Source organism: Variovorax sp. P1_G12, assembly GCF_056405555.1.
Map to the genome: position 1 here is coordinate 208424 of NZ_JBFUBW010000004.1, position 25579 is coordinate 234002.

The window sequence follows — 25579 nt, forward strand, 5'->3', positions numbered from 1 at the left end:
AACCCGCTTTTGCCTGCACGACCATGGACAACAACAGCACACACGACCTTCACGACAAGCGGCTCGCCGACGCCTGGGCCACCCTGCAGTCCCACGCGGACAAGGGGTTGCCGCTGCATACCGACCCCTCGCGGCTGGCGTTCGCCGACCCCGAGTTCCTGCTGCGCCGCGAGACCCGCGGCCTGCGCATGCAGCTCGAGCTCATGAAACCCGACATCGAGATGCGCGCCCACGGCATCGAGAACACGGTGGTGGTCTTCGGCAGCGCGCGCTTTCGCAGCGAGGAGGAGTCGGGCGCACTGATCGCACAGGCCGATGCCGCCGGCGACAGCGTGGCCGCGGAACGCTGGCGCAAGCTGGCACGCAGCTCGCACTACTACGAGAAGGCGCGCGCCTTCGGCAAGCTGGTGGCCCAATACAGCAATGACTGCGACCCGGAGGACAAGCTCTTCGTCTGCACCGGCGGCGGCCCCGGCATCATGCAGGCGGCCAATCGCGGCGCCTACGAAGGCGGCGGGATCTCGGTCGGGCTGGCGATCGCGCTGCCGATGGAAGAGGAAGCCAACCCCTACGTGACGCCGGCGCTGAGCTTCAAGTTCCACTATTTCGCGATCCGCAAGATGCATTTCATGATGCGGGCGAAGGCGCTGGTGGCCTTTCCGGGCGGCTTCGGCACGCTGGACGAACTGTTCGAGGTCATCACGCTGGTCCAGACCCGCAAGGCCAAGCCGGTGCCGATCGTGCTTTTCGGCTCGGACTACTGGAAGCAGCTGATCAACTTCGAGTTTCTCGCCGAGGAAGGCGTGATCTCGCCCAACGACGTGAAGCTGATCGAGTACGTCGACGCACCCGCCGACGCCTGGGACACCATCAAGCGCTTCTACAAGCTCTGACCGGGGCGCTCAGGCCCGGTCGTCTTCGGGGCGAAGCGCCTGCTGCGCCAGCCCCGCCATCGACGCTTCAGACCTTCAAGCCCCAGGTCGCACGCGCCCCGAGGGCGAGCACGCCTCCCACCACCCAGAACACCCCTGCGATCCCGATCAGGGCGCCGAGCGAGCCGAACAGCATCGGCATCGCCACGCTCGATGCATTGATGGTCATCAGCCGCAGGCCCAGCGCCTCGCCATGCCGCGCATGCGGCGTGATCTGGTGCAGCATGCTCATCACCATCGGCTGCACCGCCCCGAGCGCGAAGCCGAGGATCACCGAGCACAGGCCCATGGTCAGGGCCGAGTCGAGCAACGGATAGACCGCAAACACCAGCGCCGTGACCACCGTGGAGCTCAGGATCACGCTGCGCTCCGACGCCCGCGAGGCGATCAGGGGCAGCACCACGCGGATGGCGGCCGCCGCGATGGCGAAGGCGCCGAGGATGGAGCCGATCACCGAAGCGCTGATGCCCCGCTCGTGGCCCAGCACCGGCAGCACGAAGGCGTGGACATCCCAGCTCGACGACTGCAGCCAGTTGACGAACAGCAGGCGGCGGAACATCGGTTCGCGCAGCAGGTCCCACGCGCGGGTCTGCGCGGCACCCGCCGCCGGGGCGGTCCGCGGCGGCTCGTGCGCGCCGCGCGCGAGCATCCAGCAGATGAGCGGCAGGGCCGCCATGACCGCGAACGACACCCGGTAGGCCAGCAGGTCCGCCGGTGCGCGGCCGGCGTGGTCGATCAGCATGCCGGCCAGGAAAGGCCCGACGAAGTTGGCCACCGCGGGCGCGATCGCCAGCCAGCTGAACACGCGCTTGAGCTGCGTGGCGTTGGTGGCGGAGCGTCCCACGTGCCGCTGCAGCGCGATGACCGTCGCGCCGGTGGCGCCGCCGGTCAGCAAGGCGGCGAGGCACATGACCGGAAACACCGGGAAGACCACCACCAGCCCGGCACCGGCCGACGCCGCGAGGACCGACAGCCACAGCGGCCGCTTGAACCCGTGCCGGTCGGCGAAGCGCCCCGCCGGCAGGGCCAGGAACACCTGGGTCAGCGCGAACAGCGCGATCAGCACGCCGACCGCGGCCGCGCTGTGCCCCTGTTGCAACGCCAGCAGCGGTGTGGCGAGACGCATGCCCGCCATCGTGGCATGCAGGCACACCTGGGCGCCGATGACGCGCAGCAGTTCGGAACCTTTCACGGGAGGTCGTCGCCCTCGCTGTCGGCCGTCGGAGGCAGCAGCACCTGCGACTGCGCCTCGGGCAGCGCCTCGACCTTGCGCAGCGCAAGCCGCATCTGCTTGGCGCGGGTGTCGGCCTTGTCGAGCGTGTCGGAGGCTTTGGCCACCTGCTCCTTGATGCGCGCCACCCATTCGCCGTAGCGCTCGAATTCGGTCTTGACCGCCCCGAGCACCTTCCAGACCTCGGAGGCCTGGTGTTCCAGCGCCAGCGTGCGAAAGCCCATGTGCAGGCTGTTGAGCATCGCCAGCAGCGTGGTCGGTCCGGCCAGGGTCACACGGTGCTGGCGCTGGATGGCGTCCATCAGGCCGGGCCGGCGCAGCACTTCGGCATAGAGGCTCTCGACCGGCAGGAACAGGATCGCGAAATCGGTGGTGTGCGGCGCCGCCAGGTAGTTCTCGGCGATCGAGCGGGCCTCGCTGCGGATGCGCGCCTCCAGCGCCTTGGCCGCCAGCTCGGCGGCGGGGCCATCGGCGCGCTCGTGGGCGTCGAGCAGGCGCTCGTAGTCGTCACGCGGGAACTTGGCGTCGATCGGCAGCCAGACCGGCGCGCCATCGCCGCCGCGGCCCGGAAAGCGGATCGCGAAGTCGACCCGCTGGCCGCTGCGCGGCTTGGTCTCGACCTGGCGCGCGTACTGCTCGGCGGTCAGCACCTGCTCGAGCAGCGCCTCGAGCTGCACCTCGCCGAACACGCCGCGGGTCTTCACGTTGGTCAGCACGCGCTGCAGGCTGCCGACGCCGACGGCCAGAGACTGCATCTCGCCCAGGCCCTTGTGCACCTGCTCGAGCCGGTCGGCCACCTGCTTGAAGCTCTCGCCGAGCCGGGCCTCGAGGGTGCTCTGCAGCTTCTCGTCGACCGTCTTGCGCATCTCGTCGAGCTTGGCGGTGTTGCTCTGCTGCAGCTGCGCGAGCTGGGTTTCCATGGTCGCGCGCACCTCGGCGAGCCGGCGCGCATTCGCCTCGCTCAAACCCTGGAGCTGCGTGTTCAAGGTGTCGGCCAGCGTCTTCTGGAGCAGCGCGAGCTGCTGCGCGAAGGCGTCGATCTGCGCGTTCTGCGTGCGCGTGGATTCCGCGCCCTGGTGCAGCAGCGCCCGCTGGAAGGTGGCGAAGGCCTGCGCGGTTTCCTGTCGCGCGCCGCGCGCGGAATCGCTGATCTCGTGGCGCAGTTCGCGCTCGACGCGTTCGTTGCCGGCGCCCAGGGCGGCGATCAGCGCCGAGGGGTCGGGAACCGGTGCCGGGCGCAGCAGCAGCCACAGCACGAGGATGAAATTCAGGGCCGCGAGGGCCAGCAGGATCCAGGTCTCGATCACGGGCGTCAGTGGCCCGCAAGCACGGCAGGATTCAACGGCGTGACCGGCTTGCCGTCGACCAGGAAGCCGATCAGGTTGTCGACCGCCAGGTCGGCCATCGCGCGCCGTGTCGGCACGGTCGCGCTCGCGATGTGGGGCGTCAGCACGACATTGGGCACGGTGAGCAGGTCGGGGTGCACCCTGGGCTCGCCCTCGAAGACGTCGAGACCGGCGGCGGCGATGCGGCCGTCGCGCAAGGCGGCGGCGAGCGCCGCGTCGTCGACGATGCCGCCGCGCGCGACGTTGATCAGCGTCGCGGTCGGCTTCATGAGCGCCAGCTCGGCGGCGCCGATGGTGTGGTGCGAGGCCGGCGTGTAGGGCACCACGAGCACGACATGGTCGGCGGTCTTGAGGAGTTCTTCCTTGCTCGCGTAGCTGGCCTTGCATTCGGCCTCGAGCCCGGCGTCGAGACGCGAGCGGTTGTGGTAGATCACCTTCATGCCGAAGCCGAGGGCGCCGCGCCGCGCGATGCCCTGCCCGATCCGGCCCATGCCGATGATGCCGAGCGTCGAGCCATGGATGTCGGAGCCCGAGAACATGTCGTAGCTCCATTTCTTCCACTTGCCGGCGCGCAGGAAATGCTCGCTCTCGGCGATCCGCCGCGCGGTCGCCATCAGGAGCGCGAAGCCGAAGTCGGCCGTGGTCTCGGTCAGCACGTCCGGCGCGTTGGTGCCGAGCACGCCGCGCGCGGTCATGGCGTCGAGGTCGAAGTTGTTGTAGCCGACCGCCATGTTGGCGCAGATCCTGAGCTCGGGGCAGGCCGCGAGCAGTGCGGCGTCGATGCGCTCGCTGCCGGTGGTGAACACGCCCTGCTTGCCCTGCAGCTTCCCGATCAGCTGGGCCGGGCTCCAGTCTTCATCGTTGGGATTGGACTCGACCTCGAAATGCGCCTCGAGCCGGGCGATGGTCTCGGGGAAGATCGAACGGGCGACGAGGACTTTGGCTTTGGTCATGGTCAACGGAAGAAGATGAGGGTGGTGAGGACGAACAGCGGAATCAGGATCGCACCCGACCACAGCATGTAGCCGAAGAAGCTGGGCATCCGCACGCCGCGGCTCTCTGCGATCGCCTTGACCATCAGGTTGGGCGCGTTGCCGATGTAGGTGTTGGCGCCCATGAAGACGGCGCCGGCGGAAATCGCCGCCAGCGTCGTCGCGTAGGTTGTCATCAGCGCCTGCGGATCGCCGCCGGCGGTGTTGAAGAACACCAGGTAGGTCGGCGCGTTGTCGAGGAAGGAGCTCAGGATGCCGGTGGCCCAGAAGTACATCGCCGGGTCGGGTTGGCCGTCGGGCCGGGTCACGGCCGAGACGATCGCGCCGAAGGGGCCGTCCCGGCCGGCCTTGAGCATCGCGATCACCGGCACGATGGTCAGGAAGATACCCGCGAACAGCTTGGCCACCTCGGCCATCGGGCCCCAGCCGAACTGGTTGTCGGCATGCACCTTGGGCGCGGTGAGCTTGAGCGACAGCAGCGTGAGCGCGACCAGGCCGACGTCGCGCACGATGCCCGGCAGCCCGACCACGGTGCCTTGGATGTCGAAGCTCACGGGCGATTTCCAGACCCCGCTGAGCAGCACCAGGAACAGCACGCCGCCCAGCAGCCAGAAATTGACCACACCGTCGAAGCCGAGGCTGCGGGTGTCGGGCGTCGGGTCGAAGGGCGTGACGCCCTCATGCCGGAAGTAAAAGCGGTCGAGCGCATAGAACAGCGCCAGCAGCGCGCCGACCACGAACAGGGTGTCGGGCAGGATGTTCTGCGCGGTCCAGAAGAAGTCGACGCCCTTCAGGAAACCGAGGAACAGCGGCGGGTCGCCCAGCGGCGTCAGCGAGCCGCCGACGTTCGAGACGATGAAGATGAAGAACACGACCACGTGCACCTTGTGCTTGCGGTTGTCGTTGGCGCGGATCAGCGGCCGGATCAGCAGCATCGAGGCGCCGGTGGTGCCCATCAGGCTCGCCAGCACCGCGCCGATCGCGAGGATCGCGGTGTTCAGGCCCGCCGAGCCGCGCAGGTTGCCGCGGATGTGGATGCCGCCGGCCACCGCGTACAGGGCCGCGAGCAGGATGATGAACGGGATGTACTCGGCCAGCAGCGCATGGACCAGTTGGGCCCCGGCCTGCGGAGCGCCATGGATCAGGCCGAAGGGCAGCAGGAAGGCCAGCGACCAGGCCGCCGACACCTTGCCGTAGTGGTGGTGCCAGAACGAAGGCGCCAGCAGCGGCAGCAGCGCGATCGACAGCAGGATGCCGGCGAAGGGCACGCCCCACAACGGCGACAGGCTGCCGCCATCGAAATCGGCGGCGGCGGCCAGCGCCGGGAAGGCCATCGTCAGCGAGCCGGCCGCCAGCAGGCGCAGCCAGCGGCTGGAAAACCGTGCGGCCCTCATGCGACGGGCTGCGCAATCTCGAAGACCTGGCGCAGATAGGCCAGGTATCGCTCGTCCTCGCACATGTTCTTGGACGGGGTGTCCGAGAGCTTGGCCACCGGCTGGTCGTTGCAGCGGATCATCTTGATGACGATCTGCAGCGGCTCGTAGCCGAGGTCGTTGGTCAGGTTGGTGCCGATGCCGAAGGCCAGCTGGCAGCGGCCGCGGAACTGCTGGTAGAGCTCGATGGTCTTGGGCACGGTGAGGCCGTCACTGAAGATCAGCGTCTTGGTCAGCGGATCGACCCGGTTGGCGATGTAGTGGGCCAGCATGCGCTCGCCCCACTGGAAGGGATCGCCGCTGTCGTGGCGCGCGCCGTCGAAGAGCTTGCAGAAATAAAGGTCGAAGTCGCGCAGGAAGGCGGTCATGCCGTAGACGTCGGACAGCGCGATGCCGAGGTCGCCGCGGTATTCCCGGGCCCACGACTCGAAGCCGAAGATCTGGCTGTCGCGCAGCCGCGGACCCAGGGCCTGGCAGGCCTGCAGGTACTCGTGCGCCATGGTGCCGAGGGGGATCAGGCCGAGCTTCATCGCGTAGAGCACGTTGCTGGTGCCGGCGAGCTGCGGCAGCTTCGACATCGCGTGCAGCGGCGCTGGCGTGGTGACCGCGCCGAGCCGGCCGGCCAGCGTGCGCAGCACCTCTTCATGCCAGTCCTTGGAGAAGCGCCGGCGGGTGCCGTAGTCGGCGATCTTGAGGTCGGCGAGCTTGTCGTCCTGCAGCTGGGCGATCTTGGTCTCCAGCCGGCGCCGGCCTTCGGCGAGGTCCGGCTGCGGCTGGGTGTTGCGGAAGTACACCTCGTTGACGATCGCCAGCACCGGGATCTCGAACAGGATCGTGTGCAGCCACGGCCCCTTGATGCTGATCTCCAGATCGCCCGAGGGCTGCGGCACGATGTCGATGTACTTCTCGTTGAGGCGGAACAGCCCGAGGAAGTCGACGAAGTCGCTCTTGATGAAGCGCATCGAGCGCAGGTAGCTCAGCTCGGGTTCGCGAAACTGCAGCGAGCAGAGATGCCGCACCTCTTCGCGGATCTGTACCGCGAAGCGCGCCAGGTCGATGCCGGGGTTGCGGCACTTGAACCGGTACTCCACCCGCGCGCCCGGAAAGTGGTGCAGGACCACCTGCATCATCGTGAACTTGTAGAGGTCGGTATCGAGCAGGCTGTGAATGATCATGGTGCGGCGCGCTGGTCTCCGGATTTCGGTGTGCGTTCGATTATCACGGGCCGCGTCGGCAAGTGCCTACGGTCCCTTCCCCGGGCGTCCTACCAGGGCGACAGCGGCGTCAAGCGAGAGTGTCCTCACGCCGGCCAGCAAGCGCTCCGGTCGGCGAGCAACCATCTGAAACTGAAGGAGATACGTCATGAACAAGGACACCGTCGAAGGCAACTGGAAGCAGTTCAAGGGCAAGGTCAAGGAGCAATGGGGCAAGTTGACCGACGACGATTTCGACGTCATCGCCGGCAAGCGCGACCAATTGCTGGGCCGCATCCAGGAACGCCACGGCATCAGCCGGGAGGAGGCCGAGAAGCAGGTCGCCGACTGGGAAAGCCGCGATGGCCGCAGCCCCTCGGAGATCTGGACGGAGCGGCTCTGAAGGACGACGCCCGCCTCGTCACACCCAATGCTTAACTCTGGAGAACACCCGATGAAAAAACATTTCCTGATGCTCGCCATCGCATCGGCCTGCCTGGTCGCCGGCCAGGCCAGCGCCATGACCTCGGACGAATACAAGGTCGGCAAGGAGAAGATCGAGGCCGACTACAAGGTCGCGAAGGCGCAGTGCGACACGCTGAAGGACAACGCCAAGGACGTCTGCGAGAAGGACGCCAAGGGCAAGGAAAACGTGGCCATGGCCGAGCTCGAGCAGCAATACAAGCCCAGCAAGGCCCATGCCCGCAACGTGGCGGAAGAGAAGGTGAAGGCCGCCTACGCAGTCGCCAAGGAAAAGTGCGACGACCTGAAGGGCGATGCCAAGGACGCTTGCGAGAAGCAGGCGAAGGCCGACGAAGCCAAGGGCATGGCCGAAGTCAAAAAGATGTAATTCACCCCCAGGTTGGCTCACTGCGTGTAGCCGCCCACCCCCTTCCGGGGGCGTCCTCAGCGGCCCGGCGAAGCCGGTTCCGCGAGGACCCTGGAAAGGGGTGTTCTTATTTCAGGTCGTCGACCACGGCCTGCAGGGCGGGCGGCAGCTTGACCGGGCGCTGGGTGGCGCGGTCCACGTAGACGTGAACGAAATGGCCCTGTGCCGCGGCCGTTTCCGCACCTTCGGCGAACAGCGCGATCTCGTAGCGCACGCTGGAACTGCCGGCGTGCGCCACCCGGATGCCCGCCTCCACCGCCTGCGGGAAGGCCAGCGGCGCGAAATAATTGCACTGGGTCTCCACCACGAAACCGACCGTCGTGCCCTGGTGGATGTCCAGCGCCCCGCGCTCGATCAGCAGGGAGTTGACCGCGGTGTCGAACCAGGCGTAGTAGACGACGTTGTTGACATGGCCGTACATGTCGTTGTCGGCCCAGCGCGTCGGGATGCTGCGAAAGCTGCGGTAGCTGCTGCGGGAATGGGGGGACGGTCGAACGCTCATGGCGCGGCATTTTGCCAGCGCCGCCAGTACTCGAGCGCCACCCTGAAGGTGCCCAGCTGCACCTGCACGGTCTCCGAGATATCGCTGGCATAGCCGCCTGCCATGGCGAAGGCCAGCGGAATGCGGCGCTGCCAGGCGAAATCGAAGACCCGGCGGTCGCGCGCCTCCAGGCCGTCGAAGCTCAGCTTGAGACGGCCCAGCCGGTCGCGCTCGAACGGGTCCGCACCCGCCAGATAGATCACCAGGCCGGGCGTGAAGCGCCGCTCCAGCTCGTCGAGCGCCTGCTCCAGCGCGGCCAGGTAGTCGGCGTCGCCGCAGCCGTCAGGCAGTTCCACATCCAGGTCGCTCGCCTCCTTGCGGAACGGAAAGTTCTTCGCGCCGTGCAGCGAGAGCGTGAAGACGCTGGCGTCGTCGCGAAAGATGCTGGCCGTGCCATTGCCCTGGTGCACGTCGAGGTCGATCACCGCCACCCCGAGCGGCAAGCGCCCGCGCCGTCCCTGCTCGGCCTGCATCAGCCGCGCGGCCACTGCGGCATCGTTGAAGACGCAGAAGCCGCCGCCCTTGCCGGCGCTCGCGTGATGGGTGCCTCCGGCCATGTTAGCCGAGACGCCCTCTCCCAGCGCGGTGCGGCAGGCGGCAATGGTCGCGCCAGCCGACCGGCGCGAGCGCTCGACCATCGCCTCGCTCCATGGAAAGCCGATCTCGCGCATCGCCTCGGGCGCGGCGCTGCCGTTGCTGATGGCCGCGATCCATTGCGGCGTATGGGCCAGCGCCAGCTCGCCGTCGCTGGCACGCGGCGCCTCCATCATCCGGACTTCGGGCAGCCGGGCCTCGAGCCGTTCGCGCAGCAAGGCATAGCGCCCCATCGGGAAGCGATGGCCGGCGGGCAGGGGCAGAACGAACTGGCCGGAATTGAACGCACGCATGCGGAGCATTGTCCGCGGACACGATTTAGAAGGCGCGTTCTAAATTGCTGCACAGCAGCAAAAACCCCTTGTTCGAATCACGCGGCTGTCTATACTTGAGGCCATGCTGCACCGCAACATGAGTGAAGGGGCAGCTCAAAGCGAGATCCGACCTTTTCAATTCAACTGGAGCATCCACATGTCCCTCACCGCCGACCAAATCATCTCTTCGCAAAAAGCCGGCCTCGAAACCCTGTTCGGTCTGACGACCAAGGCCTTCGAAGGCGTCGAGAAGCTTGTCGAACTGAACGTGACCGCCTCCAAGGCTGCGCTCAGCGAAGCCGCCGGCACCACGCAAGCCCTGCTCAGCGTCAAGGACGCGCAAGAACTGCTGTCGCTGCAAGCCAGCCTGTTCCAGCCCCTGGCCGAGAAGACCGCTGCCTACAGCCGTCACCTGTACGACATCGCCCAAGGCACCGGCGCCGAATTCACCAAGGCTTTCGAAGTCAAGGCCGCTGAAGCCCAGCAAGCCTTCGTCGGCCTGGTCGACAGCGCCGCCAAGAACGCCCCGGCCGGCTCGGAAACCGCCGTTGCCGTGATGAAGAGCGCCGTGGCTGCCGCCAACAACGCTTTCGAATCGGTGCAAAAGGCCGTCAAGCAAGCTTCCGACGTCGCCGAAGCGAACTTCCAGGCCGTGCAGACCACCGCCGTGAACGCTGCCAAGAGCACCGCCCAGACCGCGACCCGCAAGCGCTAAGCTTAGCCGGCCTCTCTTCAAAGCCCGCTTCGAGCGGGCGACGATTGTCTCCTTGGGTCCTTCGGGATCCAATTCAGGGCCCTGTCTTCGGACAGGGCCTTTTTTTTGGGTGGTTCCGGTCTTCGATAATGGCCGCCAAACATCTGGAGATCGACATGGAAATCAACGGCAAGGTTTTTATCGTGACGGGCGGCGCCTCGGGACTCGGCGAAGGCACGGCACGGATGCTCGCGGCGAACGGCGGCAAGGTGGTGATCGCCGACATGCAGGCCGAAAAAGGCGAGGCCGTGGCGAAAGAGATCGGTGGGGTGTTCGTCAAGTGCGACGTCAGCCAGGAAGCCGACGGCCAGGCGGTGGTCGCCGCAGCGCAGAAGCTGGGCAAGCTGGTCGGGCTGGTCAATTGCGCGGGCATCGCGCCGGCCGAGAAGACCGTGGGCAAGAACGGGCCGCACGCGCTGGCGGTGTTCAGCAAGACCGTCACGGTCAACCTGATCGGCAGCTTCAACATGATCCGGCTCGCGGCCGACGCCATGGGCAAGAACGAGCCCGAAGCCACCGGCGAGCGCGGTGTGCTGATCTCGACCGCCTCGGTCGCGGCCTACGACGGCCAGATCGGGCAGGCCGCCTACAGCGCCTCGAAGGGCGGCGTGGTCGGCATGACGCTGCCGATCGCGCGCGACCTGGCACGCAGCGGCATCCGCAACATGACGATCGCGCCCGGCATCTTCGGCACGCCCATGCTGTTCGGCATGCCCCAGGAAGTGCAGGACGCGCTGGCCGCCAGCGTGCCCTTCCCTTCGCGCCTGGGCACGCCCGAGGACTACGCCAAGCTCGCCAGGCACATCATCGAGAACGACATGCTCAATGGCGAGGTGATCCGGCTCGACGGCGCGATCCGGCTGGCGCCGCGCTAGTCTCGCCCAGGCCGCCCTCCTGGTCGTCGGGCGGCTTGAGGCTTCCGGTTCGCTCCAGGCGCTCGAACTGGGCAATCACCTGGGCGCCGAAGAGCACCAACGTGGCCGCGATCTCGAGGCTCAGCAGCACCACGATCGCGGTCGTCAGCGAGCCATAGACCACGTTGACCTGCGACAGGGTCGCGAAATAGAGCACCAGCACCCGCCGCGTGACCTCCCACAGCAGGGTCGCGGTCACGCCGCCGATCAGCGCATGGCGCAGCCGCAGCCGGCCCACCGGCATCACCAGGTAGAGCGAGGTCAGCATGAAGATCTCGCCCCCCAGCCCCAGCAGGTACAGCAGCACGCCCGAAACGCCCGACAGCGACCAGCGGTACCCCAGCAGTTCGACGCTTTCCTCCCCGATCACCTGCAGCGCGCCCGACACCAGCGTCACCAGCAGCAGCCCGATGCACAGGCACAGGATGTAGATGTAGGGCATCACGACCGAGATCAGGAAGTGGCGCGAGTGGTCGGCCTTGCGGTGGTGGAAGATCACCGCCATGGCGCTCTCGAGCACCGTGAAGGCCAGCGAGCTGAAGAAGATCATCGTCACCAGCAGCACCGGGCCGAGCACGTCGGAATGGGTCAGGAAGTTCGACAGCTCGGCGACGATCGCCTGCGACTGGCCCGGCAGCAGCCAGGCCAGGTAGCGCCCGACCGCGCCGAGCAGCGCCTCCTGGTCGATGAAATGCGACAGCGCGATGACGCTGACGATCAGCAGCGGCACGATCGACAGCAGCGCGTAGTAGGCGACCGCGCCGGCCAGCAGCAGGCCGTGGTTGGCCTTGAAGCTCTTGAGCGCCTGCCAGGCGAAACGCAGCGGATGGCGCAGCACGGGGCCGGCCGCATGGGTGATGGAATGGCGGATCATTCGGTGGTTCCGGGCCATCGGCGGTTCGTGGGGCCGGTGTGGGCTTGACGGCTTGCGTATCATTTGGAGTTCCGAGCCTACATGACCATCCCCGCTTCTTTCATCCAGGAACTGATCGCACGCGCAGACGTGGTCGAAATCGTCGGACGCTACGTCCAGCTCAAGAAGGCAGGCGCCAATTTCATGGGCCTGTGCCCTTTCCACGGGGAAAAATCGCCTTCGTTCTCGGTCAGCCCGACCAAGCAGTTCTATCACTGCTTCGGCTGCGGGGTGCACGGCAACGCGATCGGTTTCCTGATGGAGCACGCCGGCATGGGTTTCGTCGAGGCGGTGCACGACCTGGCCGGCCAGTACGGCCTGCAGGTGCCCGAAGACGATGCCTCGCCCGAGGAGCGCGCCCGCGCAGCCGGCCAACGCCAGAAGCAGGCCACGCTGTCCGAGGTGCTCGAGAAGGCCGGCGAGGCCTACCGCAAGCAGTTGCGCCAGTCGCCCGGGGCCATCGAGTACCTCAAGGGCCGCGGCGTCTCGGGCGAGATCGCCAGGCAATTTGGCATCGGCTATGCGCCGGCCGGCTGGCGCTCGCTGGCCAGCGTGTTTCCGGACTACGACGATCCGCTCCTGGCCGAAAGCGGCCTGGTGATCGTCGGCGAGGCCGACGAAGGCGGCGATGCCAAGCGCTACGACCGCTTCCGCGACCGCGTGATGTTCCCGATCCGCAACGTCAAGGGCGAATGCATCGGTTTCGGCGGCCGGGTGCTCGGCGACGAGAAGCCCAAGTACCTGAATTCGCCGGAAACCCCGGTTTTCAGCAAGGGACGCGAGCTCTACGGCCTCTACGAGGCGCGCGCGGCCTTCCGCGACCGCGGCTATGCGCTGGTCACCGAAGGCTACATGGACGTGGTGGCGCTGGCGCAACTGGGCTTCCCGAATGCGGTGGCGACGCTCGGCACCGCCTGCACGCCTGAACACGTGCAGAAGCTTTTTCGCTTCACTGAATCGGTGGTCTTCAGCTTCGACGGCGACAGCGCCGGCCGGCGCGCCGCGCGCAAGGCGCTCGACGGCGCCCTGGCCTATGCCACCGACGTGCGCAGCATCAAGTTCCTGTTCCTGCCGGCCGAGCACGACCCCGACAGCTTCATCCGCGAGTTCGGCGCCGATGCCTTCGCGCGTTTCGTGAGCGAGGCCACGCCCCTGAGCCGCTTCCTGATCGAGGCGGCGCGCGAAGGCTGCGAGCTGTCGAGCGCCGAAGGCCGGGCCCACATGGCGAGCAATGCCCGGCCGCTGTGGAGCGCGCTGCCCGAGGGGGCGCTCAAGCGCCAGCTGCTGAGCGAGCTGGCCGCCCTGGCGCAGCTCAGCGCCCAGGAGCTCGGCGAGCTCTGGGCGCCCGCAGCGGCACCGCGGCCGCCCGCCCCGGCGCCGGCCCGCGCCCCAGCGCCCTTTTCCGACGACGACTGGGACAGCCGTGACCAGTGGTTCGACGAGCAATCGCGCGCCGGCCCCGGAAAAAAGCGCTTCAAGTCCTTCCGCCCGCCCGCCCCGCGCCCTCCGCCCGGCGGGCGCCGCCTGCCGACCAGCCGGGCCGACGTGGCGGCACGGCTGGTGCTTTCGAATCCTGCCGAATGGGAGGCGCTGTCGCACGAACTGCACGCCCTGCTGTGCGACCTCCCCGGCGACCACGGCCAGCTCTTCGCCTGGCTCGACAGCCAGGCCCACGAGCACGGCACCCAGCCCTGGGCGGCGTTGCGCGAGGGCCTGCGCGGCCTCGCCTTCGAGTCGCTGGCGGTGCGGGTCATGACCGGCCCCGACGGCGGCCCGGTCGGCGACGCCGAGGGCGAGCAGGCGGCCGACGCGGCGCGGGAGCTGCGCAATGTCCTCGACTACATGCTGGACGACCTGCTCAAGGCCCAGCAGAGCGAGGCGATCGCCGCCGTCGGCAGCGATCCACGGGCGCTGGAGCGCTACAAGGCGCTCGAGATGCGCCGGCTGGAGTTGCGCAATCGCCTCAATCCGAGCTCAAACAGTGCTTGAAAAACGCACAGCGCGCTATAATGTAAGGCTTAGTTAGACGCCAGCGGGCTAGTGAGACGCCGGCGTCTAGCGAATTAGGCAAGAGCGACAGCAGCACCTCCGGGCCGACCCCATGCGCAATGCACTTCCCAACGGGAAACGGGTCAATACACCGCAAGGACTGCACACCAAATGTTCGCCCGACATCTTGCCTTTTGACGGCCGTTCGAGGATTCATGTCCCCGACGCCGCAGTGTTTGTGCTCCTGCCTGCGCCGGGTTTGAGGCGCGTGTGATTCCGCTTGGTCCATCTTGTTGTACGAGGTCGTATGCCCAGTTCAAAGAAGCCTGCCGTGTCCGCTGCCAAGAAGCTCGCTGCAGAAAAACCGTCGAAGTCCGCCGCGCTGCAGGCTACCAAGACGGCTGCCGTCGCCTCCAAGGCGTCTGCCGCAACGAAAGTGAAAACCGTGCCCACCAAAACGACTGTCCCTGCCGAACCCACCACCGCCAAGCCCGCCGCCAAGAAAGTGGGCCGTCCGCCCAAGGCCGCCGGCACCTCCACCGCCACCGGCGCCAAGCGCGGCCGCAAGCCCAAGGCCGGCAACGAAGCGACGTCCAGCGACGTCGACCTGTCCGACATCGAGGACGAACTGGTCGGTGAAGAACCGGCGGCCACGACGACCGAGGAAAAGGTCAAGCCGCTGCGCATGAAGATCAGCAAGGCGAAGGAACGCGCCTTGATGAAGGAGTTCGGCCTCGACGAGACCGTCCTGTCCGAGGAAGACCTGGCCAAGCGCCGTTCGCGCCTGAAGACCCTGATCACGCTGGGCAAGACCCGCGGCTACCTCACGCACGGCGAAATCTCCGACCACCTGCCCGACAAGCTGGTCGACGCCGAGACCATGGAAGTCGTGGTCACCATGCTCAACGACATGGGCGTGGCCGTCTACGAGCAGACGCCTGACGCCGAAACGCTGCTGCTGAACAACACCGCCCCGACCGCCACCACGGTCGAGGAAGCCGAAGAAGAAGCCGAAGCCGCCCTGTCCACGGTGGACAGCGAGTTCGGCCGCACCACCGACCCGGTCCGCATGTACATGCGCGAAATGGGCACGGTCGAGCTGCTGACGCGCGAAGGCGAAATCGAAATCGCCAAGCGCATCGAAGGCGGCCTGATGGCCATGATGGAAGCGATCTCGGCTTCGCCCGCGACCATCGCCGCGATCCTCGAAATGGCCGCCACGATCCGTGATGGCAAGGTCGTGATCTCGACCATCGTCGACGGCTTCTCGAACCCCAACGAGGCCGACGACTACGTGGCCGAGGAAGACTTCGACGAGTTCGACGAGGAAGACGACGACGACGGCAAGGGCGGCTCCAAGGCGCTGACCAAGAAGCTCGAGGAACTCAAGCGCGACGCGCTCGAGCGCTTCGATCGCATCGCCGCGCTGTTCGAGAAGATCCACAAGATCTACGAAAAAGAAGGCTACGGCACGCCGGCGTACACCAAGGCGCAGCAGGCCGTGTCCGAAGAGCTGATGACCATCCGCTTCACGGCCCGCACGATCGAGAAGCTGTGCGACCTGGTTCGCACCCAGGTCGACGACGTCCGCAAGAAGGAGCGCGAGCTGCGCCGCATCATCGTGGACAAGTGCGGCTTCCCGCAGGAAGAGTTCATCCGCGACTTCAGCGGCTACGACAAGAACGGCCACCGCGTCGCCTCCAACCTGCTCAACCTCAAGTGGGTCGAGAAGCAGGCCGCTTCCGGCAAGCCCTGGAGCGCCGTGATGGCGCGCAACATCCCGCCGGTGCAGGAGCTGCAGCAGCGCCTGACCGACATCCAGTCGCGCGTCGTGGTGCCGCTGGCCGAGCTCAAGGACATCAACAAGCGCATGAACGAGGGCGAATCCTCCTCGCGCGATGCCAAGAAGGAAATGATCGAGGCCAACCTGCGCCTAGTGATCTCGATCGCCAAGAAGTACACCAACCGCGGCCTGCAGTTCCTGGACCTGATCCAGGAAGGCAACATCGGCCTGATGAAGGCGGTCGACAAGTTCGAATACCGTCGCGGCTACAAGTTCTCAACCTATGCGACGTGGTGGATCCGCCAGGCCATCACCCGCTCGATCGCCGACCAGGCGCGCACCATCCGCATCCCGGTGCACATGATCGAGACCATCAACAAGATGAACCGCATCAGCCGCCAGCATCTGCAGGAGTTCGGCTTCGAGCCCGACGCCGGCATCCTGGCCGCCAAGATGGAGATCCCGGAAGACAAGATCCGCAAGATCATGAAGATCGCGAAGGAGCCGATCTCGATGGAAACCCCCATCGGCGACGACGACGATTCGCACCTGGGCGACTTCATCGAGGACAGCAGCAACACGGCGCCGATCGAGGCCGCGATGCAGGCCGGCCTGCGCGACGTGGTCAAGGACATCCTCGACAGCCTGACGCCGCGCGAAGCCAAGGTGCTGCGCATGCGATTCGGCATCGAGATGTCGACCGACCACACGCTGGAAGAAGTCGGCAAGCAGTTCGACGTGACGCGCGAGCGCATCCGCCAGATCGAAGCCAAGGCGCTGCGCAAGCTCAAGCACCCGTCGCGTTCGGACAAGCTGCGCAGTTTTATTGATACCCTGTAGGCTCGCTGCAAGCAGGACAAGGAAGGCGCCCTAGGGCGCCCTTCTTTTTTCAGAGCACAAGAAAAGACTGGAGACACCGCCATGAACCCCGATGCCGACACACTCTGGCGCGCGCCGCGCTGGGCGCTGGCCGTGCTGCTGGCGGTGCTGGGCATGCTGGGCCCGTTCTCCATCGACACCTACATCCCGGCCTTCTCGGGCATCGCGCGCTCGATCGGCGCCACGCCGGGCGAGATGCAGCAGACGCTGTCGGCCTACCTGTTCGGCTTCGCCTTCATGAACCTGTTCCACGGCGCGCTGTCGGACAGCTTCGGGCGCCGGCCGGTGGTGCTTTGGGGCCTGGCGGTCTTCACCGTGGCATCGCTGGGCTGCGCGCTGTCGCAGACCATCGGGCAGTTGGTCCTGTTCCGGGCGTTGCAGGGCCTGTCGACGGGTGCCGGGATCGTCGTCTCGCGCGCGGTGATCCGCGACATGTTCCCGCCGGCCGAGGCGCAGAAGGTCATGAGCCAGGTGACGATCTATTTCGGCATCGCGCCGGCGATCGCGCCGATCGTGGGCGGCTTCCTGTTCGTCCACCTGGGTTGGCACAGCATCTTCTGGTTCCTGGTCGGGGTCGGCGTGGTGCTGTGGGTTGCCAACTTCAAGCTGCTGCCCGAGACGCTGCACCTGGACCAACGCCAACCCTTCGAGGTCCGGCACCTGATGCGCGGCTACTGGGACCTGTGCTCCGACCCGCGCTTCCTGCTGCTGGCGCTGGCCAGCGGCGTGCCGTTCAACGGCATGTTCCTCTACGTGCTGGCCGCCCCGGCCTTCCTCGGCGATCACCTCGCGCTGGCGCCGACGCAGTTCTTCTGGTTCTTCATCCTGACCATCGGCGGCATCATGGCCGGCGCCTGGGCCAGCGGCCGCATGGCGGGCAAGGTGGCACCGAAGCGGCAGATCCGCGACGGCTTCGTGATCATGCTGGCGACTTCGGTCGTCAACGTGGCCGCCAACGCCCTCTTCCCGCCGCATGCCGCCTGGGCGCTCTGGCCGCTGGCGGTGTTCGCCTTCGGCTGGGCGCTGATGGTGCCGGTGGTGACGCTGCTGGTGCTCGACCTCCACCCCGAGCGCCGCGGCATGGCCTCGTCGCTGCAGGCGGTGATCGGCTCCACGGCCAACGGCGTGGTCGCCGGCGTGATCGCGCCGCTGGTGATGCACTCCACGCTGTGGCTGGCCGCCACCTCGCTGCTGATGCTGAGCGTCGGGCTGGTGGCCTGGGTCTGGCTGCACGGGCGCTGGCCCGAGATCGGGCGACTGGTCGCCGGCGGCGAGGCAGCCTGATGACGCCCACCCCCGTTGCTTGCTCACTTCGTGTAGCCGCCTCCCCCCTCAAGGGGGCAACACCAGCGGCCCGGCAAAGCCGGTTCCGCGGTGTTCCTGGCCTCGGGCAGCGACGACTTCATGCGCCGCGCGCCATGCTCCTGCCCGGCGCAAAGACGAAGTGATGCGGACCGAAGACCTGCGGAGTTTCGCGCGCGCCTGGTTGCCCGGCCGGACCCCGGTCGATGGGCGCGAACGCCTGCGCGCGGCCGCGGGCGCCGCGTTCGGTCTGCTGTTCACCGGGCTGGTTTGCGAATGGCTGGCCGGTGGCAGCGGCTGGCTGGTCGCGCCGCTGGGCGCCAGCGCGGTGCTGGTGTTCGCGCTGCCGGCCAGCCCCCTGGCGCAACCCTGGCCCGTGATCGGCGGCAACACCCTCGCGGCGCTGGTCGGGGTCGCCTGCGCCCGCTGGCTGCCCGACGCCGTCTGGGTCGGTGCGCTGGCGACCGCGCTGGCCATCAGCCTGATGTTCGCGCTGCGCTGCCTGCACCCGCCGGGCGGCGCCGTGGCGCTGCTGGCCGTGCTCACGCACACCGGCGAACTGCCCTTCGCCTTCCTGCCGGTGATGCTCGATTCGCTGCTGCTGGTGCTGGCCGGCGTGGCCTACAACAGCCTGACCGGCCGCCGCTACCCGCATGTGCAGCTGGCGCCGCGCCAGCCCACGGCCGATACCCGCTTCAGCTCCGCCGACATCGACGCCGTGCTGGCACGCTACAACCAGGTGCTGGACATCAGCCGCGACGACCTGGAAACCCTGATCCGGGAGACCGAGATGGAATCCTGGCGCCGGCGGCTGGGCACGGTGCGCTGCGTCGACATCATGTCGCGCGACCTGGTGGTGGCCGAGTTCGGCACGCCCTTGCAGGAGGCCTGGTCGCTGATGCACGAGCGCCGCATCAAGGCGCTGCCGGTGATCGACCGCACGCGTCGGGTGGTCGGGATCGTCACCCAGGCCGACTTCTTCCGCCAGATCGACCTGCAGCACCACGACGGCATCGGCGGGCGGCTGCGCGACCTGATCCGTGCGACCCGCAGCGTGATGTCGAGCAAGCCCGAGGTGGTGGGCCAAATCATGACGCGCCAGGTGCGCGTGGCCAGCGAGGAGCGCCCACTGGCGGAGCTGGTGCCGCTTTTTTCCGAAGGCGGGCACCACCACATTCCGATCATCGACGGCGAGCGCCGCCTCACCGGCATGATCACGCAGTCGGATTTCGTGCGCGCGCTCTACCGCGCGGTGGGGCCGGAGGGCTGAGTTCCTGCGGCGGCCAGTGGGCCGGGTCGGCGAAGCGCAGCACCAGGAAATCCAGCAGCACCCGCAGCGAAGCCGGCATCTGGCGCCGCGACGCGTAGACGCCGTAGACCCCCAGGCCTTGCGGCACGAAGCCGGGCAGCAGCGCCACCAGCCGGCCTTGCGCAATCGGCCCGTTGGCCGAATAGGCCGGCTGCATCGTGATGCCGGCGCCCTCGAGGGCCGCCGCCAGCAGCACCTGCGACTCGTTGGCGCTGAGCCTCCCGCTGACCGGCACCGCGATGCGCTCGTCGCCATGATCGAACTGCCACAGGCTCTTGCCGAAGTAGGAGTAGGTCAGGCAGTTGTGGGTCGCCAGGTCCTGCACGCTGTGCGGCGTGCCGTGCGCGGCCAGGTAGGCGGGCGAGGCGCAGATCACCGAGGCGCAGCGGCCCAGCGGGCGGGCGATCAGGTTCGGGTCGAGTTCGTTGGTGATGCGGATCGCCAGGTCGATGCGCTCCTCGACCAGGTTCACCGGCCGGGCGTCGATGTGGAGGTCTATCGCTGCTTGGCGGTAGCGGCGCAGGTAGTCGGCGACCGCCGACGCGAGCACGTCCTGGGCCAGCGACTGCGCGCAGGCGACGCGCAGCAGTCCACGGGGCTGGTCCGCCCCGGCGCTGGAGGCCATCGCCATCTCGGCCGCGGCCTCGAGCATCCGGCGGCAGCGCGCCAGCGTTTCCTCGCCGGCCTCCGTGAGGCTCAGCCGGCGCGTCGTCCGATGCAGCAGCCGCGCGCCGGCCCACTGCTCCATCTGCGCCAGGTAGCGGGTGACCATGGCGCGCGACATGTCGAGCGCCTCGGCGGCGGCGGTCATGCTGCCGCGCTCGGCGATCCGGACGAAAACCTCGGCGGCGGTGATGCGGTCCATATTCGATCGAATCAAGCAACAAACAATTGCATGCTACGGGGTTTTTCGATCGAATCAAGAAACATACGATTCGGGCCATGACTGAATCGTCCCCCCTTCCCCGGCGCGCGACCCTGCACTATGTCTTCGATCCGCTGTGCGGCTGGTGCTATGCCGCGGCGCCGTTGATCGAAGCCGCGCGCAGCGTGCCGGCCCTGTCCATCGAATTCCACGGCGGCGGCATGCTCACCGGCAGCAACCGGCGCGCCATCACGCCCGAATGGCGCGACTACGTGATGCCGCATGACCATCGCATCGCCCAGCTCAGCGGCCAGCCCTTCGGCGCCGCCTACTTCGACGGACTCCTGAACGACACCGGCGCGATGCTGGACTCCGCGCCGCCCTTGACCGCGGTGCTCGCGGCCGAGGCAGAGGCCGGCCGCGGGCTGGACATGATCGAGCGCGTGCAGCGCGCCCACTATGTCGAAGGCCGCCGCATCGCCGAGGCAGCGGTTCTGCGCGAACTGGCCGCAGAACTCGGCCTCGATGCCGCGGCCTTTTCCGACACCTTCGACTTCCTGGCCGGCGAGCCCACCCAGCGCCATATCGACGACAGCCGGCGCTGGCTGGCCAGGGCCGGCGGACAAGGCTTTCCGACCCTGGCGCTCGCCACCGCCGACGGCCGGCTGACGCCGCTGGACACCGGCCGCTACCTCGGCCGACCCGAGGCCTGGGCCGCGCAGCTCGACGCCCTGATCGGCGCACTGCCGCCGACGGCTTCCCTCGGCTGAAGCACGGCATCGCCCTTTTTCCAACCACCACCCAAGGATCCAACATGAGCAAGATCGCCCTCCTCGGCATCACCGGCCGCGCCGGTTCACGCATCGCCCACGAACTGCTGGCGCGCGGCCACAGCGTCACCGGCATCGCGCGCAAGGTCGACGGCGTCGAAGCCCGTCCCGGGCTGACCGTGAAGGCCGCCGACGCGACATCGGTCGACGCCCTGGTTCCCCTGTTGCGCGGCCATGACGCCGTGCTCAGCGCGACCCGCTTCGCCGGCGGCACCGATGCCGCAACCCTCGTCGCTGCGGCCAGGAAGGCCGGCGTGCCGCGCCTGCTGGTGGTCGGCGGCGCCGGCAGCCTGGAGGTCGCGCCGGGCGTGGCGCTGCTCGACACGCCCGGCTTCCCCGATGCCTACAAGCCCGAAGCGAAGGCCGGCGGCGTGATGCTGGCCGCGCTGCGCGCGGAAAAGTCGCTCGACTGGACCTTCCTGTCGCCCTCCGCGATCTTCGAGCCGGGCCCGCGCACGACCCGGTTCCGGCTCGGCGGCGACGGCCTGCTGAGCGATGCGAACGGCAAGAGCTGGATCTCGATGGAGGACTATGCGATCGCCATGGTCGACGAGATCGAATCCCCGAAGCACCCTCGCCAGCGCTTCACCGTGGGGTACTGAGCTCGCCCCCCAGGTTGGGCTCACTGCGTGTAGCCCGCCCACCCCCCTGCCGGGGGGCGCCGCACTGCGGCCCGGCGAAGCCGGTTCCGCTGCGGCTCCCGTGAAGAGCGCGCTGGGCAAGACGGGAATCAGGCCTCGAGGGTCTTCTTCATCGCCCGCATTCCGTCGGCGATCATGGCGGCGATCGGGGCCGCCATCTCGTGCGGCGTCAGATCGGCGATCCAGACCAGGCGGCTGTGGGTGGCGTCTTCGGGGAACACCTGCAGCGAGGCGTTGTGGTGCGTCAGGCGGCCCCCGCTCGCGGACCAGGCAAGGCGCCGCGCCGCATCGTCGCAATCGACGATCAGTTCGCGCGCCACGAGGCCGTTGGCGAAGGTGACGATGCGGGTGTCGCCCTCGAGCCAGCAGTCGGTCACGAAACCCGGCACCAGCCGGCGGTGGATCTCGCCAACGTCGCGGACCGCGTCCCAGATTGTCTCGGCGCTCGCCGCGACCTGGATTTCCTGTCGAATCGATGCCATGGTTCGCCTTTCCGATCAGCCTGGATCGTGGCCGGCGAGTGTAGGCCGATGCGCCCTAGCGGCCAACCCCGAGCAGGCGTTCGAGCACCTCGGGCTGGGCACGCAGGGTGGCCGCATGGTCGGCGTGCACCACGGTGCCGTGGTCCAGCACCACCGCCTCGTCGGAAATCGCAAGGATCGCCTGCGGATGCTGCTCGACGATGATGGCCGCCAGGCCCTCGTCGCGGGTGATGCGGCGGATGGCGCGCAGCAGTTCCTCGACGATGATCGGCGCCAGTCCCTCGAGCGGCTCGTCGAGCAGCAGCAGCGTCGGGTTCAGCACCAGCGCCCGGCCGACCGCGAGCATCTGCTGCTCGCCCCCCGACAGCTGCGTGCCCAGATTGCCCTTGCGCTCCGCGAGGCGCGGGAACATCTCGTAGACGCGCTGCGGGTTCCAGCGTCCGGGCCGCTCCACCGCCGTGAGGTTCTCGTGCACCGTGAGCGACTTGAAGATGTTGCGCTCCTGCGGCACCCAGCCGATGCCCGCCGCGGCGCGCTGGTGCGGCGGCAGCTTGTGCAGCGCCGCGCCGCCCAGCGTGATGCTGCCGCCGTGCTGGCGCGTGGCGCCGGCCAGCGTGTTGATCAGCGTGGTCTTGCCGGTGCCGTTGCGGCCCAGCAGCGCCAGTGTCTGGCCTTCGCCGAGCGCCAGCGCGATGTCGTGCACAACCACGGCCTCGCCATAGCCGGCGCTCAGGTTCTCGATGCGCAGCAATTCACTCATGCACGGCTCCATGGCCGAGATAGACCTCTTTCACCTTCGGATCGTTGGCGATCGTGTCCGGGTCGCCCTCGGTCAGCAGCGAGCCGTTGACCAGCACGGTCATGCGGTCGGCGAAGCTGAACACCAGGTCCATGTCGTGCTCGATCAGGAGCACCGACACGTCGGCCGGCAGCGCCGCCACGGTCTCCAGCAGCTCTTCGCGCTCGCCGGCCGGCACGCCGGCCACGGGTTCGTCGAGCAGCAGCACGCGCGGCTCGCAGGCCAGCGCGATCGCGATCTCGAGCAGCCTGCGCTTGCCGTAGGCCAGGTGCCTGGTCTGCTGCTGCGCGACGTCGGCAAGCCGGAACTGCTCGAGCAACTGCCCGGCGCGCTCGGCCACGGCCTTCGACGACCCCAGCGGGCGCCACCATTGCGCGCCGACGCCGGTGTGTTGCGACACCACCAGCGCCAGCGTCTCCAGCGGCGTCATCGAATCGAACAGCTGGTTGATCTGGAAGGTGCGGACCATGCCGCGCGCGACCCGGCGGTGCGGCGCCAGGCGCGTGATGTCCTCGCCCTCGAGCACGATCCGGCCCTCGGTCGGCGTGAGCACGCCGGTCAGCAGGTTGATCAGCGTCGTCTTGCCGGCCCCATTGGGACCGATCAGCGCATGGCGGGCGCCGCGCCGCAGGTTCAGCGAGACATCGTTGGTGGCCGTGATGCCGCCGAAGCGCATCACCAGGCCGGTGGCGGACAGCACGATCTCGCTCGCTGGAGTACGGCTCATGACCGGACCGCCTTTCGCGCGCCGAACCAGTTCCAGGGCTTCAAGAGCCGATCCCGCCCGACCAGCACCAGCAGCACCAGGATCAGGCCGATCCAGAACATCCAGTACTGCGGCGTGACGGTCGACAGCGTGTCCTGCAGCAGCTTGAAGACGATCGCGCCCGCGATGCCGCCATAGAGCCAGCCCACGCCGCCGATCACCAGCATCAGCAGCACGTCGGCCGAGCGGTCGAAGGCCAGCACGTCGAGCGAGGCGAAGCCGGTGGTCTGCGCCAGCAGCGCGCCCGCGGCGCCCGCGATCGCCGCGGCCACGGTGTAGATCACGGCCAGCCGCGAAACCACCGGGATGCCGATCGCCATCGCGCGCAGCCGGTTGTCGCGCACCGCCTTGAGCGTGGCGCCAAAGGGCGAGTGCACCAGTCGGCGCATCAGCAGGAACAGCAGCAGCATCACCGACAGCGAGTACCAGGCGGCCGTGCGACCGGAGATGTCGAAGGCGAAGAAGCCCAGAACCGGCCCCATCTCCACGCCCTGCAGGCCATCGGCGCCGCCGGTCAGCCAGTCGAGCTTGTTCGCGAGTTCGAGCAGCAGCAGCGCGGTGCCGAGCGTGACCATGAGCCGGGTCAGGTCGCTGCCGCGCAGGATGGTGATGCTCGCAACCGCGCCGAGGGCGGCCGACAGCACGACGGCCACCAGCAGGCCGACTGTCGGATCGGGCATCACGTGCTTGGCGAACAGCGCCGCGGCGTAGGCGCCGAAGCCGAAGAAGCCCGCGTGGCCGAGCGAGACGACGCCGGCATAGCCGAGGATCAGGTCGAGCGACATCGCGAACAGCGCGACGATGGCGATCTCGTTGATCATCAGCGCGTGCGAGGGCATGACCAGCGGCAGCACGAAGGCCAGCGCCCAGAGCGCGTATTCCCAGGGCCGCCAGCGCGCTTTTTCAAGCAACGGTTGCTGGAAGGACTGTGCCCCCACGCTCGGCACTCGCGTCTCCTCGCTGCCCCCCGAGGGGGTCTTCGCGCCTTGGGGCGGCCCGGCGTCGCTCATGATCACTTGCCCCCCTTGCGCGTGAACAGCCCCTGCGGCCGCCACATCAGGATCAGGATGATGAGCAGGTAGACCGTGAAGGCGCCCATCTTCGGAATGAAGTACTTGCCCGCCACGTCGGCGATGCCGAGCAGCAGCGCGGCCAGCAGCGGCCCGGTGATCGACGAGGTGCCGCCGACCGACACCACGATGAGGAAATAGATCATGTACTTGAGCGGGAAGGTCGGGTCGAGCCCGAGGATCTCGGCGCCCAGGGCGCCGCCCAGTCCCGCCAGCCCCGAGCCCACTGCGAAGGTGAGCAGGAACACGACGTTGACGTTGATGCCCAGCCCGGCCGCCACGCGCGGGTCGTCGACCGCGGCGCGCAGCCGGCTGCCGAAGCGGGTCCTGGAGAGGATCAGCTGCAGCACCACGGTCAGGAGCGCGCAGACCGCGATGATGAAGATCCGGTAGTGACCCATGCCCAGCAGCAGCGCGCCGTCGCCGACCTCGGTGCGGCCGCGCAGCCACTCGGGCAGGTGGATGTTCTGCTGCGAGGAGCCGACGAAATAGTCGACCGCGGCCACCGCCATGAAAGCCAGGCCGATGGAAAACAGCACCTGGTCCAGGTGCGACTTGCCGTACATCGGCCGGTAGAGCGTGCGTTCGAGCAGCGCCCCCGCCGCGCCGACCACCAGGAAGGCCAGCGGCAGGCAGAGCAGGAAGGGCACGCCCAGCTTCTGCATCGCGAACACCGTGAGATAGCCCCCGGCCATCGCGAAGGCGCCGTGCGCGAGGTTGATGAAGTTCATCAGCCCCAGGGTCACGGCCAGGCCGACCGCGAGCACGAACAGCAGCATGCCGTAGGCGATGCCATCGAAAAGTATTGTCAGCATGCG

25 protein-coding genes are annotated in these 25579 nt (G+C 68.0%); 11 read left to right on the forward strand and 14 right to left on the reverse strand.

Annotation, left to right across the window (positions count from 1 at the left end; translation table 11 throughout):
- Nucleotides 1–23: 23 nt before the first annotated feature.
- Nucleotides 24–893 (forward strand): LOG family protein, encoded by an 870-nt coding sequence (locus AC1D2O_RS06650; protein ID WP_478156543.1) that lies wholly within the window; start codon nt 24–26, stop codon nt 891–893.
- A gap of 67 nt (nt 894–960) precedes the next feature.
- On the opposite strand, the gene AC1D2O_RS06655 is transcribed toward AC1D2O_RS06650, so the two are convergent.
- From AC1D2O_RS06655 to pncB, 5 genes are read right to left on the reverse strand one after another with little or no spacing between them, the layout of a single operon-like run.
- Nucleotides 961–2124: an MFS transporter gene (locus AC1D2O_RS06655; RefSeq protein WP_478086325.1), complete on the reverse strand. Its 1164-nt coding sequence runs from the start codon at nt 2122–2124 to the stop codon at nt 961–963.
- Complete coding sequence (locus AC1D2O_RS06660) at nt 2121–3467, reverse strand: DNA recombination protein RmuC (RefSeq protein ID WP_478086359.1); 1347 nt, start codon at nt 3465–3467, stop codon at nt 2121–2123. Before AC1D2O_RS06660 ends, AC1D2O_RS06655 begins: the two co-directional genes overlap by 4 nt.
- 8 nt (nt 3468–3475) lie before the next feature.
- Nucleotides 3476–4462 carry a 2-hydroxyacid dehydrogenase gene (locus AC1D2O_RS06665; protein ID WP_478086327.1) on the reverse strand — a complete coding sequence of 329 codons (987 nt, stop codon included), beginning with the start codon at nt 4460–4462 and terminating at the stop codon, nt 3476–3478.
- A gap of 2 nt (nt 4463–4464) precedes the next feature.
- Complete coding sequence (locus tag AC1D2O_RS06670) at nt 4465–5895, reverse strand: sodium:proton antiporter (protein WP_478086328.1); 1431 nt, start codon at nt 5893–5895, stop codon at nt 4465–4467.
- A complete protein-coding gene (gene pncB, locus AC1D2O_RS06675; protein WP_478086329.1) occupies nt 5892–7109 on the reverse strand; it encodes a nicotinate phosphoribosyltransferase in 1218 nt (405 codons plus the stop codon). The genes AC1D2O_RS06670 and pncB overlap by 4 nt, the downstream gene beginning before the upstream one ends.
- A gap of 187 nt (nt 7110–7296) precedes the next feature.
- Here pncB and AC1D2O_RS06680 point away from each other — a divergent pair, with 187 nt between their 5' ends.
- A complete protein-coding gene (locus AC1D2O_RS06680) occupies nt 7297–7530 on the forward strand; it encodes a CsbD family protein (RefSeq protein WP_478086330.1) in 234 nt (77 codons plus the stop codon).
- Nucleotides 7531–7581: 51 nt separating this feature from the next.
- Nucleotides 7582–7977 carry a hypothetical protein gene (locus tag AC1D2O_RS06685; protein ID WP_478086332.1) on the forward strand — a complete coding sequence of 132 codons (396 nt, stop codon included), beginning with the start codon at nt 7582–7584 and terminating at the stop codon, nt 7975–7977.
- A gap of 106 nt (nt 7978–8083) precedes the next feature.
- On the opposite strand, the gene AC1D2O_RS06690 is transcribed toward AC1D2O_RS06685, so the two are convergent.
- Both AC1D2O_RS06690 and AC1D2O_RS06695 read right to left on the reverse strand, forming a co-directional pair.
- Nucleotides 8084–8518, reverse strand: coding sequence for an acyl-CoA thioesterase (locus AC1D2O_RS06690; RefSeq protein WP_478086333.1), 435 nt, complete (start codon nt 8516–8518; stop codon nt 8084–8086).
- Nucleotides 8515–9453: a histone deacetylase family protein gene (locus AC1D2O_RS06695; RefSeq protein WP_478086334.1), complete on the reverse strand. Its 939-nt coding sequence runs from the start codon at nt 9451–9453 to the stop codon at nt 8515–8517. Before AC1D2O_RS06695 ends, AC1D2O_RS06690 begins: the two co-directional genes overlap by 4 nt.
- 169 nt (nt 9454–9622) lie before the next feature.
- On the opposite strand from AC1D2O_RS06695, the gene AC1D2O_RS06700 reads away from it, so the two are divergent.
- Entirely contained in the window at nt 9623–10180 is a 558-nt protein-coding gene (locus tag AC1D2O_RS06700) for a phasin family protein (protein ID WP_442282454.1), read from the forward strand.
- Between the two features lie 155 nt (nt 10181–10335).
- Nucleotides 10336–11094, forward strand: a complete 759-nt coding sequence (locus AC1D2O_RS06705) for a 3-hydroxyacyl-CoA dehydrogenase (protein ID WP_478156545.1) — start codon at nt 10336–10338, stop codon at nt 11092–11094.
- Here AC1D2O_RS06705 and AC1D2O_RS06710 read toward each other — a convergent pair.
- Nucleotides 11042–12007, reverse strand: coding sequence for a YihY/virulence factor BrkB family protein (locus AC1D2O_RS06710; protein ID WP_478086338.1), 966 nt, complete (start codon nt 12005–12007; stop codon nt 11042–11044). The two genes, AC1D2O_RS06705 and AC1D2O_RS06710, sit on opposite strands and share 53 nt — an antisense overlap.
- Nucleotides 12008–12088: 81 nt before the next feature.
- Here AC1D2O_RS06710 and dnaG point away from each other — a divergent pair, with 81 nt between their 5' ends.
- The 4 genes from dnaG to AC1D2O_RS06730 all read left to right on the forward strand — a co-directional run bounded on the left by dnaG (nt 12089) and on the right by AC1D2O_RS06730 (nt 19269).
- Entirely contained in the window at nt 12089–14035 is a 1947-nt protein-coding gene (dnaG, locus tag AC1D2O_RS06715) for a DNA primase (RefSeq protein ID WP_478086339.1), read from the forward strand.
- Nucleotides 14036–14342: 307 nt separating this feature from the next.
- Nucleotides 14343–16658 carry an RNA polymerase sigma factor RpoD gene (rpoD, locus tag AC1D2O_RS06720; protein ID WP_478156546.1) on the forward strand — a complete coding sequence of 772 codons (2316 nt, stop codon included), beginning with the start codon at nt 14343–14345 and terminating at the stop codon, nt 16656–16658.
- An 81-nt stretch (nt 16659–16739) separates the two neighbouring features.
- On the forward strand, nt 16740–17981 hold the full coding sequence (locus AC1D2O_RS06725; RefSeq protein ID WP_478156547.1) for a multidrug effflux MFS transporter: 1242 nt from the start codon (nt 16740–16742) through the stop codon (nt 17979–17981).
- A gap of 163 nt (nt 17982–18144) precedes the next feature.
- Nucleotides 18145–19269 (forward strand): HPP family protein, encoded by a 1125-nt coding sequence (locus AC1D2O_RS06730; RefSeq protein ID WP_478086343.1) that lies wholly within the window; start codon nt 18145–18147, stop codon nt 19267–19269.
- On the opposite strand, the gene AC1D2O_RS06735 is transcribed toward AC1D2O_RS06730, so the two are convergent.
- Nucleotides 19214–20173 carry a LysR family transcriptional regulator gene (locus tag AC1D2O_RS06735; RefSeq protein WP_478086345.1) on the reverse strand — a complete coding sequence of 320 codons (960 nt, stop codon included), beginning with the start codon at nt 20171–20173 and terminating at the stop codon, nt 19214–19216. The two genes, AC1D2O_RS06730 and AC1D2O_RS06735, sit on opposite strands and share 56 nt — an antisense overlap.
- A gap of 77 nt (nt 20174–20250) precedes the next feature.
- On the opposite strand from AC1D2O_RS06735, the gene AC1D2O_RS06740 reads away from it, so the two are divergent.
- Both AC1D2O_RS06740 and AC1D2O_RS06745 read left to right on the forward strand, forming a co-directional pair.
- Nucleotides 20251–20943 carry a DsbA family protein gene (locus AC1D2O_RS06740; protein ID WP_478086346.1) on the forward strand — a complete coding sequence of 231 codons (693 nt, stop codon included), beginning with the start codon at nt 20251–20253 and terminating at the stop codon, nt 20941–20943.
- A gap of 44 nt (nt 20944–20987) precedes the next feature.
- Nucleotides 20988–21605, forward strand: coding sequence for an NAD(P)-dependent oxidoreductase (locus AC1D2O_RS06745; protein WP_478086347.1), 618 nt, complete (start codon nt 20988–20990; stop codon nt 21603–21605).
- A gap of 128 nt (nt 21606–21733) precedes the next feature.
- On the opposite strand, the gene AC1D2O_RS06750 is transcribed toward AC1D2O_RS06745, so the two are convergent.
- From AC1D2O_RS06750 to AC1D2O_RS06770, 5 genes are read right to left on the reverse strand one after another with little or no spacing between them, the layout of a single operon-like run.
- Nucleotides 21734–22126 carry an SRPBCC family protein gene (locus AC1D2O_RS06750; RefSeq protein WP_478086349.1) on the reverse strand — a complete coding sequence of 131 codons (393 nt, stop codon included), beginning with the start codon at nt 22124–22126 and terminating at the stop codon, nt 21734–21736.
- 55 nt (nt 22127–22181) lie between these two features.
- A complete protein-coding gene (locus AC1D2O_RS06755) occupies nt 22182–22886 on the reverse strand; it encodes an ABC transporter ATP-binding protein (RefSeq protein WP_478086351.1) in 705 nt (234 codons plus the stop codon).
- Nucleotides 22879–23652 (reverse strand): ABC transporter ATP-binding protein, encoded by a 774-nt coding sequence (locus AC1D2O_RS06760; protein WP_478086352.1) that lies wholly within the window; start codon nt 23650–23652, stop codon nt 22879–22881. The genes AC1D2O_RS06755 and AC1D2O_RS06760 overlap by 8 nt, the downstream gene beginning before the upstream one ends.
- Entirely contained in the window at nt 23649–24701 is a 1053-nt protein-coding gene (locus AC1D2O_RS06765; protein ID WP_478086353.1) for a branched-chain amino acid ABC transporter permease, read from the reverse strand. Before AC1D2O_RS06765 ends, AC1D2O_RS06760 begins: the two co-directional genes overlap by 4 nt.
- Before the next feature lie 2 nt (nt 24702–24703).
- A complete protein-coding gene (locus AC1D2O_RS06770; RefSeq protein WP_478086355.1) occupies nt 24704–25576 on the reverse strand; it encodes a branched-chain amino acid ABC transporter permease in 873 nt (290 codons plus the stop codon).
- Nucleotides 25577–25579: the final 3 nt, after the last annotated feature.

Bases quoted from the DNA above. Each gene is read 5' to 3' on its own strand.
- AC1D2O_RS06700 (WP_442282454.1), top strand. From the start codon at position 9,623: ATGTCCCTCACCGCCGACCAAATCATCTCTTCGCAAAAAGCCGGCCTC.
- AC1D2O_RS06755 (WP_478086351.1), bottom strand. From the start codon at position 22,886: ATGAGTGAATTGCTGCGCATCGAGAACCTGAGCGCCGGCTATGGCGAG.
- dnaG (WP_478086339.1), top strand. From the start codon at position 12,089: ATGACCATCCCCGCTTCTTTCATCCAGGAACTGATCGCACGCGCAGAC.
- rpoD (WP_478156546.1), top strand. From the start codon at position 14,343: ATGCCCAGTTCAAAGAAGCCTGCCGTGTCCGCTGCCAAGAAGCTCGCT.
- AC1D2O_RS06760 (WP_478086352.1), bottom strand. From the start codon at position 23,652: ATGAGCCGTACTCCAGCGAGCGAGATCGTGCTGTCCGCCACCGGCCTG.
- AC1D2O_RS06750 (WP_478086349.1), bottom strand. From the start codon at position 22,126: ATGGCATCGATTCGACAGGAAATCCAGGTCGCGGCGAGCGCCGAGACA.
- AC1D2O_RS06745 (WP_478086347.1), top strand. From the start codon at position 20,988: ATGAGCAAGATCGCCCTCCTCGGCATCACCGGCCGCGCCGGTTCACGC.
- AC1D2O_RS06665 (WP_478086327.1), bottom strand. From the start codon at position 4,462: ATGACCAAAGCCAAAGTCCTCGTCGCCCGTTCGATCTTCCCCGAGACC.
- AC1D2O_RS06705 (WP_478156545.1), top strand. From the start codon at position 10,336: ATGGAAATCAACGGCAAGGTTTTTATCGTGACGGGCGGCGCCTCGGGA.
- AC1D2O_RS06765 (WP_478086353.1), bottom strand. From the start codon at position 24,701: ATGAGCGACGCCGGGCCGCCCCAAGGCGCGAAGACCCCCTCGGGGGGC.
- AC1D2O_RS06650 (WP_478156543.1), top strand. From the start codon at position 24: ATGGACAACAACAGCACACACGACCTTCACGACAAGCGGCTCGCCGAC.
- AC1D2O_RS06685 (WP_478086332.1), top strand. From the start codon at position 7,582: ATGAAAAAACATTTCCTGATGCTCGCCATCGCATCGGCCTGCCTGGTC.
- AC1D2O_RS06770 (WP_478086355.1), bottom strand. From the start codon at position 25,576: ATGCTGACAATACTTTTCGATGGCATCGCCTACGGCATGCTGCTGTTC.
- AC1D2O_RS06690 (WP_478086333.1), bottom strand. From the start codon at position 8,518: ATGAGCGTTCGACCGTCCCCCCATTCCCGCAGCAGCTACCGCAGCTTT.
- pncB (WP_478086329.1), bottom strand. From the start codon at position 7,109: ATGATCATTCACAGCCTGCTCGATACCGACCTCTACAAGTTCACGATG.
- AC1D2O_RS06710 (WP_478086338.1), bottom strand. From the start codon at position 12,007: ATGATCCGCCATTCCATCACCCATGCGGCCGGCCCCGTGCTGCGCCAT.
- AC1D2O_RS06730 (WP_478086343.1), top strand. From the start codon at position 18,145: ATGCGGACCGAAGACCTGCGGAGTTTCGCGCGCGCCTGGTTGCCCGGC.
- AC1D2O_RS06695 (WP_478086334.1), bottom strand. From the start codon at position 9,453: ATGCTCCGCATGCGTGCGTTCAATTCCGGCCAGTTCGTTCTGCCCCTG.
- AC1D2O_RS06725 (WP_478156547.1), top strand. From the start codon at position 16,740: ATGAACCCCGATGCCGACACACTCTGGCGCGCGCCGCGCTGGGCGCTG.
- AC1D2O_RS06740 (WP_478086346.1), top strand. From the start codon at position 20,251: ATGACTGAATCGTCCCCCCTTCCCCGGCGCGCGACCCTGCACTATGTC.
- AC1D2O_RS06680 (WP_478086330.1), top strand. From the start codon at position 7,297: ATGAACAAGGACACCGTCGAAGGCAACTGGAAGCAGTTCAAGGGCAAG.
- AC1D2O_RS06670 (WP_478086328.1), bottom strand. From the start codon at position 5,895: ATGAGGGCCGCACGGTTTTCCAGCCGCTGGCTGCGCCTGCTGGCGGCC.
- AC1D2O_RS06735 (WP_478086345.1), bottom strand. From the start codon at position 20,173: ATGGACCGCATCACCGCCGCCGAGGTTTTCGTCCGGATCGCCGAGCGC.